The 14,184-nt window shown below is 46.8% G+C and carries 12 protein-coding genes and 1 pseudogene; 4 read left to right on the forward strand and 9 right to left on the reverse strand.

Annotation, left to right across the window (positions count from 1 at the left end; genetic code table 11):
• Window positions 1–2: 2 nt before the first annotated feature.
• Window positions 3–365 (reverse strand): hypothetical protein, encoded by a 363-nt coding sequence (locus CW267_RS09920; RefSeq protein WP_100781720.1) that lies wholly within the window; start codon window positions 363–365, stop codon window positions 3–5.
• Between the two features lie 446 nt (window positions 366–811).
• On the opposite strand from CW267_RS09920, the gene CW267_RS09925 reads away from it, so the two are divergent.
• The 3 genes and pseudogenes from CW267_RS09925 to CW267_RS09935 form a co-directional block, all read left to right on the forward strand.
• Window positions 812–1,656 (forward strand): IS5 family transposase gene (locus CW267_RS09925; protein ID WP_101148623.1). Its coding sequence is split into 2 segments (ribosomal slippage): window positions 812–1,157 and window positions 1,157–1,656, totalling 846 coding nucleotides; the frame shifts between segments, so codons are not numbered across the junction.
• A 662-nt stretch (window positions 1,657–2,318) separates the two neighbouring features.
• Window positions 2,319–3,005 carry an IS6 family transposase gene (locus tag CW267_RS09930; RefSeq protein WP_100781773.1) on the forward strand — a complete coding sequence of 229 codons (687 nt, stop codon included), beginning with the start codon at window positions 2,319–2,321 and terminating at the stop codon, window positions 3,003–3,005.
• 44 nt (window positions 3,006–3,049) lie between these two features.
• Window positions 3,050–3,691, forward strand: a pseudogene (locus CW267_RS09935) (kinase); the annotation flags it as partial.
• Window positions 3,692–4,082: 391 nt separating this feature from the next.
• Here CW267_RS09935 and CW267_RS09945 read toward each other — a convergent pair.
• The 6 genes from CW267_RS09945 to CW267_RS09980 all read right to left on the reverse strand — a co-directional run bounded on the left by CW267_RS09945 (window position 4,083) and on the right by CW267_RS09980 (window position 8,809).
• Window positions 4,083–4,811, reverse strand: coding sequence for a hypothetical protein (locus CW267_RS09945; RefSeq protein ID WP_012540055.1), 729 nt, complete (start codon window positions 4,809–4,811; stop codon window positions 4,083–4,085).
• A 1,374-nt stretch (window positions 4,812–6,185) separates the two neighbouring features.
• Entirely contained in the window at window positions 6,186–6,347 is a 162-nt protein-coding gene (locus tag CW267_RS09960; protein ID WP_223367960.1) for a bacteriocin immunity protein, read from the reverse strand.
• Between the two features lie 99 nt (window positions 6,348–6,446).
• Window positions 6,447–7,280, reverse strand: coding sequence for a GIY-YIG nuclease family protein (locus CW267_RS09965; RefSeq protein WP_100781742.1), 834 nt, complete (start codon window positions 7,278–7,280; stop codon window positions 6,447–6,449).
• A gap of 335 nt (window positions 7,281–7,615) precedes the next feature.
• Window positions 7,616–8,020 (reverse strand): DUF2251 domain-containing protein, encoded by a 405-nt coding sequence (locus CW267_RS09970; RefSeq protein ID WP_004210282.1) that lies wholly within the window; start codon window positions 8,018–8,020, stop codon window positions 7,616–7,618.
• Between the two features lie 37 nt (window positions 8,021–8,057).
• Window positions 8,058–8,540, reverse strand: coding sequence for a GNAT family N-acetyltransferase (locus tag CW267_RS09975; RefSeq protein WP_100781743.1), 483 nt, complete (start codon window positions 8,538–8,540; stop codon window positions 8,058–8,060).
• Window positions 8,531–8,809, reverse strand: coding sequence for a DUF1778 domain-containing protein (locus CW267_RS09980; RefSeq protein ID WP_100781744.1), 279 nt, complete (start codon window positions 8,807–8,809; stop codon window positions 8,531–8,533). The genes CW267_RS09975 and CW267_RS09980 overlap by 10 nt, the downstream gene beginning before the upstream one ends.
• Before the next feature lie 1,560 nt (window positions 8,810–10,369).
• On the opposite strand from CW267_RS09980, the gene CW267_RS10000 reads away from it, so the two are divergent.
• A complete protein-coding gene (locus CW267_RS10000) occupies window positions 10,370–10,684 on the forward strand; it encodes a hypothetical protein (protein ID WP_023288299.1) in 315 nt (104 codons plus the stop codon).
• Window positions 10,685–10,927: 243 nt separating this feature from the next.
• On the opposite strand, the gene CW267_RS10005 is transcribed toward CW267_RS10000, so the two are convergent.
• Window positions 10,928–11,410, reverse strand: coding sequence for a hypothetical protein (locus tag CW267_RS10005; protein WP_206053251.1), 483 nt, complete (start codon window positions 11,408–11,410; stop codon window positions 10,928–10,930).
• A 472-nt stretch (window positions 11,411–11,882) separates the two neighbouring features.
• On the reverse strand, window positions 11,883–12,818 hold the full coding sequence (gene kop, locus CW267_RS10010; RefSeq protein ID WP_004026564.1) for an omptin family outer membrane protease Kop: 936 nt from the start codon (window positions 12,816–12,818) through the stop codon (window positions 11,883–11,885).
• Window positions 12,819–14,184: the final 1,366 nt, after the last annotated feature.

Consider the following 14,184-nt stretch of genomic DNA (forward strand, 5'->3'; position numbering starts at 1 on the left):
CGTCACGACCCAAACCTGAGCTCATCAAGCCTTAATGGTTTTCTTATAAAAGTCTTTTTGCATTCGATAATGAGTATCTGCCCCTCGCACAATGCGCAAAGCACAGGAGAGGATTTATCGGAATCACCATTTCCACCGGTGTAATTATTAACCACCCAAAGAGTGTAATCAATCGTGTTATCTCTGACAAGATTGATATGCCCGGCATTCCGTTCACCTTGTAAAATATACTTACTCTGCTTATCTTTTATAGCATGAGAGAGAGTCGCCACTCCTTTATTAAAATCATAGATGAAAATCTTAAGTCCACCATCTGATACAAGTACTTCCAATGACAGTTTGTCACCTGAAGCTTGATCAGACATTCTTACATAACATTTTCTAATCACAACCAACCTACTCATTTTTGGGTAGAATATAAGCAAGACAGGGATTGAATTCAACAAGAAAATAACCTATCGGGCTATCGCTTTATAATAAGCCTGCCAGCGGTACTTATCCAATCTCAGTTGCCGCAAGCACTGAGTGCTTTCAATATCAGCCTGCAGATCTTCGTCGCTGTCCTTCGCGGCGTCACTTGCTTTGCACGGGGGGCTCATCAAATCCGGGGATGGAGTTGGCAGCATCGATGGCGCGCTGACGCAGCTGCACAGCATCATCATCAAACCTACATACAATACGATTCGGAGACTGAACATATTTCACCACGTCACGGGTTATTGTTTTGTAGATGACCTTACCCGCTTCGTTAGGCTGTGTCCCTTAATCAACTGATCTATAGTAACTGCCTGTTTCCAAAACACATTGAACTATGGCTCGTTACGATCTTCCCGATGAAGCATGGGCTCTCCTCCAGCCCTTATTACCTGCTAAACCAGCAACACCACGGGCCGGACGCCCATGGGCAGAACACCGTATGATCATCAACGGTATGTTCTGGGTGCTGTGTTCAGGCGCACCATGGCGCGATTTGCCTGAGCGATATGGTCCATGGAAGACCGTTTACAACCGTTTTCAGCGGTGGTCAAAGTCAGGAGTTATTAATATTATTTTCAACAGGTTACTTACGTTACTTGATACAAACAGTCTTATTGACTGGTCAGCGACAGCGCTGGATGGCAGTAATATCCGTGCACTCAGATGTGCAGCCGGGGCTCAAAAAAACATCCCGATATCGCCGGAGATAATGGGCTGGGTCGCTCTCGCGGTGGTTTTGGCACCAAAATCCATCTGGCGACAGACGGAAGCGGTCTGCCGTTAAACATCGTGCTGAGTCCCGGTCAGGCTCACGAAAGCCAGTTTGCACAACGTCTTCTGGACGGCATTGGTGTTCAGCGTCAGAACGGGAGCATGAAGCGCCGTGGTCATGCCATACTGGCTGACAAAGCCTACTCCGGACATGCGTTACGTAACGAACTGAAAAACAAGGGTATAAAAACCGTCATCCCTCGCAAATTAAATGAGAAAATGGCGTCGGATGGTCGTTCACAGCTCGATCGTGATGCTTACCGTAATCGCAATGTTGTTGAACGTTGCTTTGGTCGCCTGAAAGAATATCGTCGCATCGCCACACGTTACGACAAAACGGCGAGGAATTATCTGGCAATGGTTAAACTGGGTTGTATCAGATTGTTTTACAAAAGGTTATGCAATTAAGGGACACAGCCTAGTGGCCGACTACCTCTCCAGATAGATGTATGGAGGCGGGATTTGTCAATAAGGAACAGGCATATCTTGTAAATAGATCCTCTTTAGTTCAATACATTTTTGAGATTACGACCAAATCAACCCAAGCCTAAATTCAGAACAGTGTAAATCAGATATTTTCTTTTTTGCCATCAGCGCGGAATGGGGGCTGACGATATCCGAGACCTTCAGGCTTTAATTTATGCGATCATACGAGGACCAGATCCGGACTGTTCAGCCTGATTACCGGTGCGGAAATAATGTCCGTGGTCGTTATTGAGCGGTAATATCCGTCTATTTCATTAGAAAATGATGAAACATTTACCTCCCGAGAGAAACAATTGTTGCAGGTAAACAGTGAGATTTTGCCTGCAAATTTTCATCTGCTGTCTGGGATATTGCTCAACTAGTCCCCCTGCCGCCCCTCAAGCTCCCTTTTGGTATGCCCCTAACCCGTTCCGTCATTAAATCCCATTGCCATCTACGGGTCCTTTTTTCGGCTCATGCTGCTTTTTTTCGTGAAACTTTTGCACTGTTTTTGCTCACGAAGATTCACATTGTCTCCTTTTAGGGTTTTGTCGCATTAAGGCGTAGTCAGGTAACATGCTGTTTTTTTGATATATTGCCTGCCCATGTCTCTCATCCGAAAAGCTTTCAAACGCCTGCATTATCCCATCGATGTCATTGCTCAATGTGCCCGCTGGTATCTGGCTTACTCGCTCAGCCTGCGCAACCTGGAAGAGATGATGGCAGAGCGTGGGGTAATCGTTGACCATTCCACACTTCACCGTTGGGTCATCCGCCTGGTGCCCTTGCTGGACAAGGCATTTCGTCGACATAAACGTAAGGTGGGTCGTCGGTGGCGGATGGATGAAACCTATATCAAAATCAAAGGCCAGTGGAAGTATCTGTACCGTGCAGTGGATACCGACGGCCTGACCATCGACTTCCTGCTCACCGCCAAACGAGATGCAGCAGCTGCACTGCGTTTCTTCCGCAAGACCATTCGTCACCATGGCGAACCGGAGGTCGTGACTATCGATAAGAGTGGTGCCAATACAGCGGCGCTGGCCACACTCAATACCGGGAAAGCTGATGAAGAAACCCTCACTATCAGGCAAAGTAAGTACCTGAATAATCTCGTTGAGCAAGACCACAGGAATATCAAACGTCGAACTCGCCCGATGTTGGGATTCAAATCATTTCGGCGTGCGCAGACGATACTGGCTGGTATCGAATTGCTCCACATGATACGTAAAGAACAATATCAGCATCCGCAAAATGAGGGATTGTCACCTGCGGAACAATTTTATCTGTAGGCTGCCTAAATAACCGGCAGCGCCACTTTTGCTAACCTCTCTACGCTAATGCGACAGAGCCTAATCAGGTCTCATCGTTTTCGCTCCCGTGGGCAGATCCTCAGAAAATCCCGTACACCATTATGGGGCCCTACCTGAAACCTCTCTTCGACCGGGCTTTTATTGACGGGTTGCATGATCCGTCGAAGCGCCCGACAGCTGATGAATGGGAGAGCGCCCTTGTAAAAACCGTTGATCTCATCCAGCCATGCCAGAACAATGATTGTGACCAGAAATGGTACGTTTTCAATGGCAAGACCAAACCCGTTTGTCCCTATTGCGGTACACCGTACAAAGTCAAACTCCCCATCCTGAATCTGTATTCGTCGAGAAAAGCTGGAACTTTCAGGCCAGATGATCACCGGCTTATGGTGTGGAGCGGTCAGTCATTATATGCATGGCACGTCAACCGACTGATTGCTCCTAACGAACGAACCACCGATGAGCAGAAGAAAAGGGTTGGTTATTTCGTCTTCCATAATGACCAGTGGTGGCTGGTTAACGAGGGGCTTAGCGGGCTCATATCACTTCCCGATCGGAAAACTGTCGGCATAGGTGAAAAGTTGCTGCTGGAGGACAACACCCAGTTCATTCTGTCTTCAGAGGATGGTGGGCGATTGGTGGTGGTTCAGCTTTTGAATAATTAGATATATTACTGGCCATTGATATCATAACGTTAATATGAGCCCACCATTAGGTGGGCCATAATTATCACAATCGAAACGCAACATTAGGGGTATACTAATTTTTCAATTCAGTATTCGACATACTCAGACCATCTTTAGACATCATTGATTATATTTCCTTCAATGAAGGGCTTCCTCGCTATATTACCAACAAGATTGGTTGAAACTCCATCAAAAGCCTCACCAATAACTCAGCCTACACGAGGGATCATTTTACCTGAGTTAATTGCACCTTTATCACCAAATTTAGCGAGTAGTCTGCAACTTATATATAATAACTCCGTTAAAAGAATATCCAGACTGTGAATTGCTTACTTTACATCATAACTGAGCGTATAAGCAGACGGTTCCTTCAGGTCAACCTGCTTTGATAAGTGCGAACTGCAGTGTTCAGTTCATTAACATAGCGCTCAAATTCACCGACGGCATACATCAGAAACCGATCATCCATAAGTATGTCATTAAACATGTTAATTGACACACCGGCGTTCTCAGCCATCGCACGAGGAATAGCACGCAGGAGACGTTTTTCATATTCAGTTTTTTTTGTTTTTTTACAGGAAAGAGTCTTATAATCTTCTGCAACACCATCGCTATGAGCCATGATGTTTCGGATAACAGCCAGGTGATCGACATCCTTGATGCTTTTACCGCCGAAGTTGCGTTTGAGACGCTTGTGGCAATCTTCAATGGTCTTGCGCGTTTTGTCTGTGGTCTTGCTTGAAAGGTCGTCCATTAGTGCGAGGCAATCAACCATACGGTGTTCGAACAGACCAAAAATGGTAAGAAATACGGAGCGGCGGGTCAGCTGCGCGATCAGATGTTTGTATTCAGACCTAACTTCATCTTCATCATAGCCAAAGCACGAACCGCATGAATAGTAAGTACTTGGAAACGTTGTAATTCGACCATCTTCATGATGTTGTTCATCCGGAAATTCCCCAGACTCAACGGCTTCTGGCTTATCAGCATCAATTAGTGCACGGGATATATTCGCTTCTGCCTGCTCAACAAGCATCTTCATGACAGGTATTGAAGAGATTGCTTCCTGTAACCTTAAGCTAAAAAAAAACTTTGCCACGCCCTGAATTTCCTTTTTAAATAAATAAGTTAGCCCAGAATTTTAGCGATAACCTAACTTGCTCTCAAATTAAAGTAATCGAGACGATATCTAAAGAAGATGGTACCCACGCCAGCAACGCCAGCCATTCCCTGCTTTCCGTTACCTGTCAGCACTCATCGGCGATTACTCGTTACATATTTCGTTGCATCTACGCCCGTTTAGTGTTTCCTATTAATTAGTCATGTTTTGAAAATGGTCACCGGTACCCAAATATGTCCCCTGTCATGGCATTTAAAAAGCTGCAAAGGTCATCAGCAGCCTCTTCTATCGTTGTAAATCCTACAGAATCGATACACCCCGATTTTCGGTCTTTAAGAAGGGCAATGAATGGTAGCGTTGGGTCTTGTCCAGTAAGGCTTCTGAATCTTACCGTATCTACACGCCATCGATACATAGTCCCGTATCGTTGTACTCCCCTGATCCCCGTACGCGTGTTGGTTGTTGCTTTGATAGAAATAGACATGACAGCTTACCTATGTGTGGACTTGAGTAGATAATGCCATAGGTGCGAGTGTTGTTAAAACTGTGAAATTGTCTACTGTATACGATGGTGTAAGGTAAACGCGAAACTGGTCTTTAGATCGCACCTCAAATGGTTCACAAGCCTGAAGAAGAAGAATATCTGAAGCCTCAATATCAGCACTGTGGTAAAAAGTAGCTTATACCGGTTAGTAGAGCGGACATATTTAACTATGAATGTTCAGAAAAAAGTAACTTTCGTAGGTCATGAGAGGGAGGTACGGTGTTTACACCAGAATTTGTAAATGAAGAACGAGGCGAGATTCTTCTGGTTGCTAACCACAGCCTGGAATCCAGCGAATCTATACAACTGAGTATTGCATTTAATCTTGGCAGAATCTCTTACGGGCTGTCACACCTTCCACCTAACATTCGAAGCTGTAGAGTTGTCTATGATATCAGAGGGCAATCAGTCTCTGACGCGGTTCTGACCCGGGTTAGCCAGGCGCTTCAGCAGGTAGCCATTGTTGAGTTTACACGCTGATGGGAATCCAGTTAATTGTAAAAGCAGATTATCAGAAGATAGAGAAAGAGCTGGGGGATCTGATATCAGAATGCGAAGTTTTCCCTGTGGCAGAAGGCCTTTTTGGTCTCGCAATTTCTGAGCACACCCTTTCATCTCAGGGGGAAGATGCCGTGCTAAGCTAACTCGAACGACTGAAGCGTTTTGACCTCTGGCAGGGTTCCTGGCAAACAGCCAGACGACGCTGGCTCTGGTGAGTTCATTACTGGGCTCTTACAAGCGCGGGTTCACTGTCTTAGCCTGCACTTTCCCTTAAGCCTTTTAAAGCCAGATTTACCGTTAGTTTCTCGTCATTCCTTTACAATTTTAACAATCCCTTTCGGCAGGGATTCTGCTTTCACCTCAGGTTTGAATATGGGGTTCCAGCCAGCAGGATGTTGTGTTAGTTGGGCAAATGAATACAGGCTGACCGAGAGAGTAGTGACGTCCGTTTCTTCCACATAGCAACCCACAGCAACGACTAAGGTCTGCAAAAAAGAGTGCGCAATTGCTCCCCTTGATGCCTGGTCCTAATCAATGGGGAGCAGTTCAGCGTGCTTGTATAGGCTTGATTAGTTTCGGTTATAGCCGAACTCCCGCGAGAGCAGTATTTGTTTCCAGTGAGTTTCGCGACGGTCAATTTCACCTTTTTCGGCATTAAGATCCATGACTTCAAGGATCGAGAAAGTAATATTCTGCAGTCGATTTTCATCGCATGTGCCGAAAGCTTCCTTAAGCCCTACATTGCCGCCATGTCCGGAACCAAAATAATATTCCCATCGGCCCCATATCCCATCGATTCCATCGGCTTTTCCAACGTAAAGTTTTCCACCGTCCCGATCGGTTAATACATATATGCCTTTAACCACGGAAAGCGCGGTGCGCCAGGATTGGAGATTAAGTCTGAGGATAGCGCCGATGCTGTTCCGGTCCAGCACAACGTTGCGGTAGCCGGGAAACTCGCCGAAGGTCAGACGTACCGGGGTGATTGAGCTGATAACCAGTTCGCTCTGAATACTTTCACCGAGGCGAATGAAGTTGCGGGCCGTATTTTTAAAGCTGATATACATCCTTCCTGCGTATTCTTCAGTCTCAGGAATTTTCTCAAGGAGGTATTGATAATACAGTTCCTCACGACCAGGATAGGCTTTCTTTCCCGCATTGCCTGTCTGCTGAAATGCTCCCGCAAATAGCCAGGTTTCCGTCCCCGGGATCCTAATCAGTGAAACGACATATCTTCGGTTAAACTCCAGTCGCTTCTGCCAGCACTGCCATTCATCAAAAGTCTCTGCACGGAATTTAACCAACGGATCCTCTTTATAATCATTAATTTGTGCAAGGTGGACTTTGGTATCTTCAGGCGTAAGGCCAGGAAACTCCATCTTCAGATAATCAAAAAGCTTCATTTCCTCTCCTTAAAAATCAATTGAGTCTGTTAACTCTTTGCTGTGACTTCACGTTACACGTCAGCATTCTGGTACGCTGTTATCCCTAAATAAACTCGATTTGTTATCAGCTTCGTTGCCTTCCGGCCGTTAACTTACTCACGTCTAAAGAAGATCCCACCTTCACCTGCAACCTGTTTTCGTAACTGTGGTTGTATAGATTGTCAGCTATGAGCGAGAAGCGGGCATTTGGATACCTGCTTTATCATTTGTAGGTCCATGAAATCGTCCGGTCTCTTCAGGGCGACATTTTCACGATGGATAAAGAAAACGGCAGGCGTTAAGCCCACCGTAACTCACCGGAAAAAGTCATCCACCGAATCGCTCCACTCATGGCCGGACACAGACCAAACCTTGTTAATCGGGGGTGGGTATCCGCTTCTGCAGTACCCGTTTTTCCCCACGAAATCGAACGCTGCATGCGGATATCCGTTGATAAGGAGCACGCACTTCTGACTGTCTTCAGACCAGCCGATTTTAACGTCAGAAGGAATGTGGGCGTCTGATATATCCTCAACATTGTAGATATGCACTGCATCAAGAATCGGGTTTCCTTCTACGGACTCATCGAGGGCATAGAAATACCCGGTCCGGCCGTCGTCTTCAAATACAGCCGCCAGCATCCCCTCAGGTGCCAGGCTTTTTATCACCTGTGCTTCTCCCACAATGAGCTGAGCCTGTAGCGTCACTAAAATTGTCATACCGATTACACTCCTTTCCCTGATTGTTTGCACATTTTCATGTTTTGATCGGAAATAATAATGTCAGCGCATTGGCAATGGAGGGCTCGAATCCAAACTTTGTGAAAAATTCCCTAACTTCATCATTTAAGGCGTGAACAAGAAGCGCCCTAACACCAACCTGTATTGCAATATGTTCTGTTCGGTATATCGCATCCTTAAGCAGCGCAGCTCCTAGCCCTTTTCCTGCCCAGGCAGCGTCAACCGCAAGCCTTCCCAGAACAATGACCGGTAAAGCCTCTGGTGCATTACGACGGTATGCTCCAGGTACGGTGTTTCTGTGCACGCTTCCGGATGCCAAACAGTAGTACGCAATTACCCTATTCGTGTTTTCAGCACAGACGACGAAAACTCTTGAAATGCCCGTTCTGTGGTTCTTCAGCGCCTTTTTCTTCAACCACTTAGAAAGAACCTGATCCTGACAACAAAACTCAGCAATGTTGTGTTCAGGGGTAAGAGGTTCCGGAGGCCTCATTCCCATGGCGATTTGCGGCTCATCAGGTTATCAATACGCGCCTGACGCTCTGGGGTCATAGGGGCGTCAAGCTCTTCGACAAACGCGTTAAACTGTTTATCATCCAGCAGAAACAAGCGCTGATCCAACAAGATGTCCTGCGCTTCGCGGCAGGCCACTTCCAGCATAAAATCAGTACGTGATTTAGATACAAGATTTGCGGCCATGTCGATAAGATCGCGTTGAGATGTTTTCGCCCGGATGTTTATCGGAGCCTCACGAATGTCTGGTTTCATAAATACCTCACGTGTAGCAGTTGTATACACAATTATAGGCCGCATATGTAAAATTGCTACACTAGACTTACGATTATGGCACTAAGGGCTTTAACGGCGTCGATGATGTGTCAGGGTACTACACGCATCTGAAATGATTCGCCGGTCTGCTCACTTTACCGGGTAGTACAGGGTTCGTACTTCGGCATTAGTGTTCGGATGAGATTAACTTTCGAAGGTCATGGATGCATTTGCTGGTTAAATTTTACTGGATCGGTACACTGATTTGTGAGCTCAAGCCCAAGTAGAACCTGACAGAGATTAAGTCATGAGAAAACCACAGCAAACCTTCGACCTTGAAATTCCTGACGATTATAAATTGGCGTCAGTCCTGGAGCGTGATCGGGCGGACTTTGAATCGACAAATATCTGGTTTTACGTTGGTGCTGATTACCGGGATAGTCGTTTTGCAAAGGTCGGAAAATGGAGAGAGTTATGCGCTGTCATGGCTGTTCAATAACTGCTTACCATCTTCAGTGGTAAATCATTTCCTAAACGCTATTAGGCAGTTTAGCTAACAACTTCGTATAGAGCAGCATTCTTAGTCTTTCCTTCCTCCTGGGGGATACTGACCAATATAGCTCCCCCGTTTCTTAGTTAGTACCCTATCAAGGGGTTAGCCATCCATACCCTACATTATTACTTCCCCCTGCGGTCGATGATCCGGGGAGGATGTCACTGGTTCTGAATGCTGCGCGCCCGGGGGATGTCTACTGTATGCGATACCTCTGACCAGTCGGTGGGAAAGAATGCCGTCTTACCGTGTTGGCCATTCTCTCCATTCTGATCGCCGGCAAGCGTTCCAGGTAGCAAAAGAGCAGACGTAAGACAACATACCCTTAAGGGTCTTGACCTTCAACGTGCCCGACCCGGCCCCCGCCGCGCGGACGAAAAAAAGAGAAAAAATAAAAAAAAAGAAAAAAAGAATATGCCGAAAATGTGCACAGTCGCGACCCACGCAGAGCGTGGCACTCCGGAGCAAAGGCTTTGCAGGACTATAAGGCATGTTGTCTTACGTTTTGAGTGTGATGGTCCGATCCCACCAGCTTTCATGAATTGTCCCGCCGGGTGGACTGCTATAAAGTGCATACCAGCACTGCAGCCCCTGCCGGTGATGAAGAATAATTCCGTCCGGCGAGTATTGAGCAAGACCTTCACTACGTATTAAAACCTGGAACTCCGGGATGACGATGCCTGAGGTGATTTACCACCGGAAGTAAAAATTCGTTTATGGCGCCAGCAGCTGGTACCTGGCAGAGTTAAGTTCTTATCGCAAAGGATGATAAAAATGAGCCATGGCAAATGTGAGCCGACAAACACGAATGCCGCCGATTACAAGCTGTACGCGCGATTCGATGCTGGTGAAACGCTTGAAAGCGTTTTAGCCTCTCCACCGACCACGAAGCACAATAAAGTAACTTCTGAAGGAAACATCAGGACAGAACACAGAATGTGGATGGCGTGGAGAAAGAAGCATCCCAGACCACTCTGATTATCAGTGACGATTAATAAGGATAAAACATGCGAACGACAAGTATCACCCTGTGTCTGGTTTTGGCGAGTTTTGGTGTATCCGCTAAAATCCTTGCAGACCCAGACCTTACTTACCAGGCAAATAAAACGTGTGCTAAACGAGATGTACTGGAACTGAAAGTCCCTTTAGAAGCCAATAATCCCTCCTCCCCCACATGGGGTTTGGACAAGGGCATGGTGCAGGCCACAATTGACGCACTGAAAGAAAATCCAGACATCGCCCCGGCTGACTCTGTAGCCTGCCAACAGGCTGCAATAAAACAGTATCGGGCTGGGCAAAAACACTACAGTAAGCTCAGGTAGCTGCCGTGATGCCCACCAGCTGAAACCTGTGTGTGGTATAAAAAACCCCGTAGCGCTGGTGCAAAACAGACCAGCGCATTCCAGTTCTCAATCCCGTTCTGTGCTGTAGGCCCCTGTCGCATTCAGACCTGAATTACCGTGCAAGGAAACATGTCAGTAAGCCATCTGGATACAAAAACTGGTGGTATAGCCATTTTATCTTAATGCTAATGTATGCGTACATTAGCCTTAAATTTATGTTATTTACCCTTCTCCCTTACTGGATGCCTTAACCTGGGTCTGATAGTTGCGCTTTACCCGCTCAATTTCCGCCAGAGTTGCCGCCCAGTGCAGCCCTGCGGCGTGACGATATCTGGTTGCCATTTTTTCAACGGCCTCCGGAGTGCTGTCATCGCTGCGGTGCTGCCGTCCCTTCACCCCGAAAATTTCCACTATAAGCCACTGGCTACCGGTTCTGCCGAACAAGGCCTGACACAGCCGCCTCACGGCAAGCGGGGTCAGATCCGGGTCGGGATCATACTCGATGGTGGCAAAAATAAAACGCAGCATCTCAGAGGTTTTGTAGCGTTTTACCGCTGCCGCCAGCCGGGCAGCTCTTTGCGGCGCTTCCCAGCGGTCGTCGCTGTAACCTGCCACTTCAGAGAGATAGTCCTTCTCGAGTTGTTTAGCCGTGTAGCAACGTCCCCCCAAAAACATCCGCATAGCTTCTTTCGTTTCAGCTCTCACGAATCTTGTCCTCAGCCAAAGCTAATGTACGCATACATTAGCATTAAGTATCAGGTTAAACAAAAACCAGGAAACCGATCTGATTTAGTGCATGCGGCTGTCTCTTTTGAATTATCGCTTTTGTGTTATGGTATTCAGTTAATCCGATTTCTGAAATCCGGGCGTATACATGTTATCTCTTTTCCCGGTGGTCTACTGTAGTAGACAGAAAATACAGGAACCTCGATATTTCCATATCTTAATAAATTCTGTTCTTATATCCTCCGAAATCTTGATGGATGATATGGTGCTGCATCATACTATGGTTCTGTTTTTTATGTGGATTTCATCTTCTACGCTTGACGGGTATGCCTGACTTTTAATTTATGAAATCTTTCAATGCCAGAGCTGTTACTCTGGCATTAAATATGGCATGTGTCATGATTAGGTAACGAATGAAATGGAACAAATCATCCTAATCAAGCTTTTTTACTTAGAATCGATATTGCAGGCCCGCTGTAATCGTATAGTTTTTATTTGATATCCCGGCGGCATCTCCCCCAATGGAGGCGGACTCGCCACTGTTAGTATCAATAATCTGAGTCCCTCCCTTAGCCTCCTCATATTTACTGTAGGTGAACTCAGCAAATACTTTGGCGTTCGGAGTTACGTAATATCCGGCATCAATTGAAGTGCCATAGTAACGTGAACTGGTCGTCTTCTCACGGAAAGTTAAATCCCGCATGTAGTGCTCATCGTTATCGTGCGCCCGAACCCAGTCACTGAATTTAAACAATGCATTGAACTCAAAATCATTAATACGATACTGACCTACAAGGCCAATGTACGGCATGGAAAACCGCTGGCTATAGCCAATTCCACGTTCACCAGCAGGGAATTCTCCAGTATATGCACCATTATCGTAGTTATAGGAACCACCGGTTGCAGTCCAGCTGAATCGAGTCTCCTGATAACCAGCCATTACACCCGCTTTATAGTTTTCATTCTGGAAAACCCAGCCTTTTGCGTTCAGATCGAATTCATTGGCATAGTTGACGTTCGTGCTGGGGTGGGATGAGTGGTCAGTCCATCCCGATTGATTATCGTTCATCCAGTCATAGTCGTCCATATGACCAGCCCCGGAAGCCAGGGATGTCCAGCCTCGTGCATTCAGTGTCAGAAACGAATATGCATCCCAGGAAATGTCGCCTTTTAAAATGGCAACATTCTTGATCTTCCAGTCCAGCTGGCTGACCTTTCTTCCTGTACCAGTATCATAAACCATTTCATGAGATTTACCGCTTAACATCCCGGCGGAGGTAGATACAGTTACACTTTCCGGTGAGAAATTTGGCGTTAACTGCGTAGAGTCAGCATAAGCAGTACCTGAAAGCATGGCCATCATCAATGCAATTGTACTTTTGTTCATTTTTTATTCCCATAATGAAACATTTTTCCGTGTGTTGCAGAGATAGTTTAAAACTCATACAAATATGTAGCAACTGTCAATTTTTGTAATTTTAGGTTTCTGGAAACATATCCAGCATCTCTATTGAGGTTGATTAATAGTTATATAATTCAGTTTCTTATAGTTAAAATAGTCAGTGTAATCTTCTGATGGTTCTTGGACTGCGTACTCATATCACTCTCGGACGGCAGAATAATACAGACCACTGGAGCTATATCCATGGTCAGTAAGTGATCGTTAACCATCGAGTACAGTAGACCTTTACCCACGAGGCTTCACAGGTTGCCTCACACAGTAGACACCTAACATGGGTTATATGTCGACTCTCGCATACAGTAGACCCTATTGGTGCATACCCGGCGATGCTCGGCCATTTAACCGGACATCGCATACAATAGACCATTGCCTTCAGCTCCCACCCGGTGCGTTGATTGTCGCCTACAGTAGACACCCGTTGTTCCTGCCCGGCATAACCGGTGATGCCCGGCTATTTAACCGGACATCGCATACAGTAGACCATTACCTGTCAGCAACTACCCGGTACGTGGGTTGTCGCCTACAGTAGACACTCGTTGTTCATACCTGTGATAACGGGCGATGCCCGGCCTTTTAACCGGACATCGCATACAGTAGACCATTGTCTTCAGCACCTACCTGGTACGTGAGTTGTCGCATCCTGTAGACACCCGTTGTTCCTGCCTGGCATAACGGGCGATGCCCGGCCTTTTAACCGGACATCGCATACAGTAGACCATTGCCTTCAACACCTACCTGGTGCGTGAGTTGTCGCATACAATAGACACCAGTAGTTCCCAACCGGTGATGCCCGGCCATTTAACCGGACATCGCATACAGTAGACCATTGCCTTCAGCACCTACCCGGTGCGTTGATTGTCGCATACAGTAGACACCAGTAGTTCCCACCCGGCAGAACCGGTGATGCCCGGCCATTTAACCGGACATCGCATACAATAGACCATTGCCTTCAGCTCCTACCCGGTGCGTTGATTGTCGCATACAGTAGACACCCGTTGTTCCTGCCCGGCAGAACCGGCGATGTCCGGCCATTTAACCGGACATCGCATACAGTAGACCATTGCCTTTCAGAACCTACCCGGTGTGTGGGTTGTCGCATCCAGTAGACACCCGTTGTTCCTGCCCGGCAGAACCGGCGATGTCCGGCCATTTAACCGGACATCGCATACAGTAGACCATTGCCTTCAGCACCTACCTGGTGCGTGAGTTGTCGCGTACAGTAGACACCCGTTGTTCCTGCCCGGCAGAACCGGCGATGCCCGGCCTTTTAACCGGACATCCCATACAGTAG

Origin of the sequence: Klebsiella sp. X1-16S-Nf21 (assembly GCF_002837615.1) — a bacterium.
GTDB lineage: Bacteria > Pseudomonadota > Gammaproteobacteria > Enterobacterales > Enterobacteriaceae > Klebsiella > Klebsiella variicola.

What these genes read in the sequence shown, in the direction of transcription:
- CW267_RS09930 (WP_100781773.1), top strand. Translation starts at nt 2,319, where the DNA reads ATGTCTCTCATCCGAAAAGCTTTCAAACGCCTGCATTATCCCATCGAT.
- kop (WP_004026564.1), bottom strand. Translation starts at nt 12,818, where the DNA reads ATGAACAAAAGTACAATTGCATTGATGATGGCCATGCTTTCAGGTACT.
- CW267_RS10000 (WP_023288299.1), top strand. Translation starts at nt 10,370, where the DNA reads ATGCGAACGACAAGTATCACCCTGTGTCTGGTTTTGGCGAGTTTTGGT.
- CW267_RS09970 (WP_004210282.1), bottom strand. Translation starts at nt 8,020, where the DNA reads ATGACAATTTTAGTGACGCTACAGGCTCAGCTCATTGTGGGAGAAGCA.
- CW267_RS09975 (WP_100781743.1), bottom strand. Translation starts at nt 8,540, where the DNA reads ATGGGAATGAGGCCTCCGGAACCTCTTACCCCTGAACACAACATTGCT.
- CW267_RS09980 (WP_100781744.1), bottom strand. Translation starts at nt 8,809, where the DNA reads ATGAAACCAGACATTCGTGAGGCTCCGATAAACATCCGGGCGAAAACA.
- CW267_RS09965 (WP_100781742.1), bottom strand. Translation starts at nt 7,280, where the DNA reads ATGAAGCTTTTTGATTATCTGAAGATGGAGTTTCCTGGCCTTACGCCT.
- CW267_RS09920 (WP_100781720.1), bottom strand. Translation starts at nt 365, where the DNA reads ATGTCTGATCAAGCTTCAGGTGACAAACTGTCATTGGAAGTACTTGTA.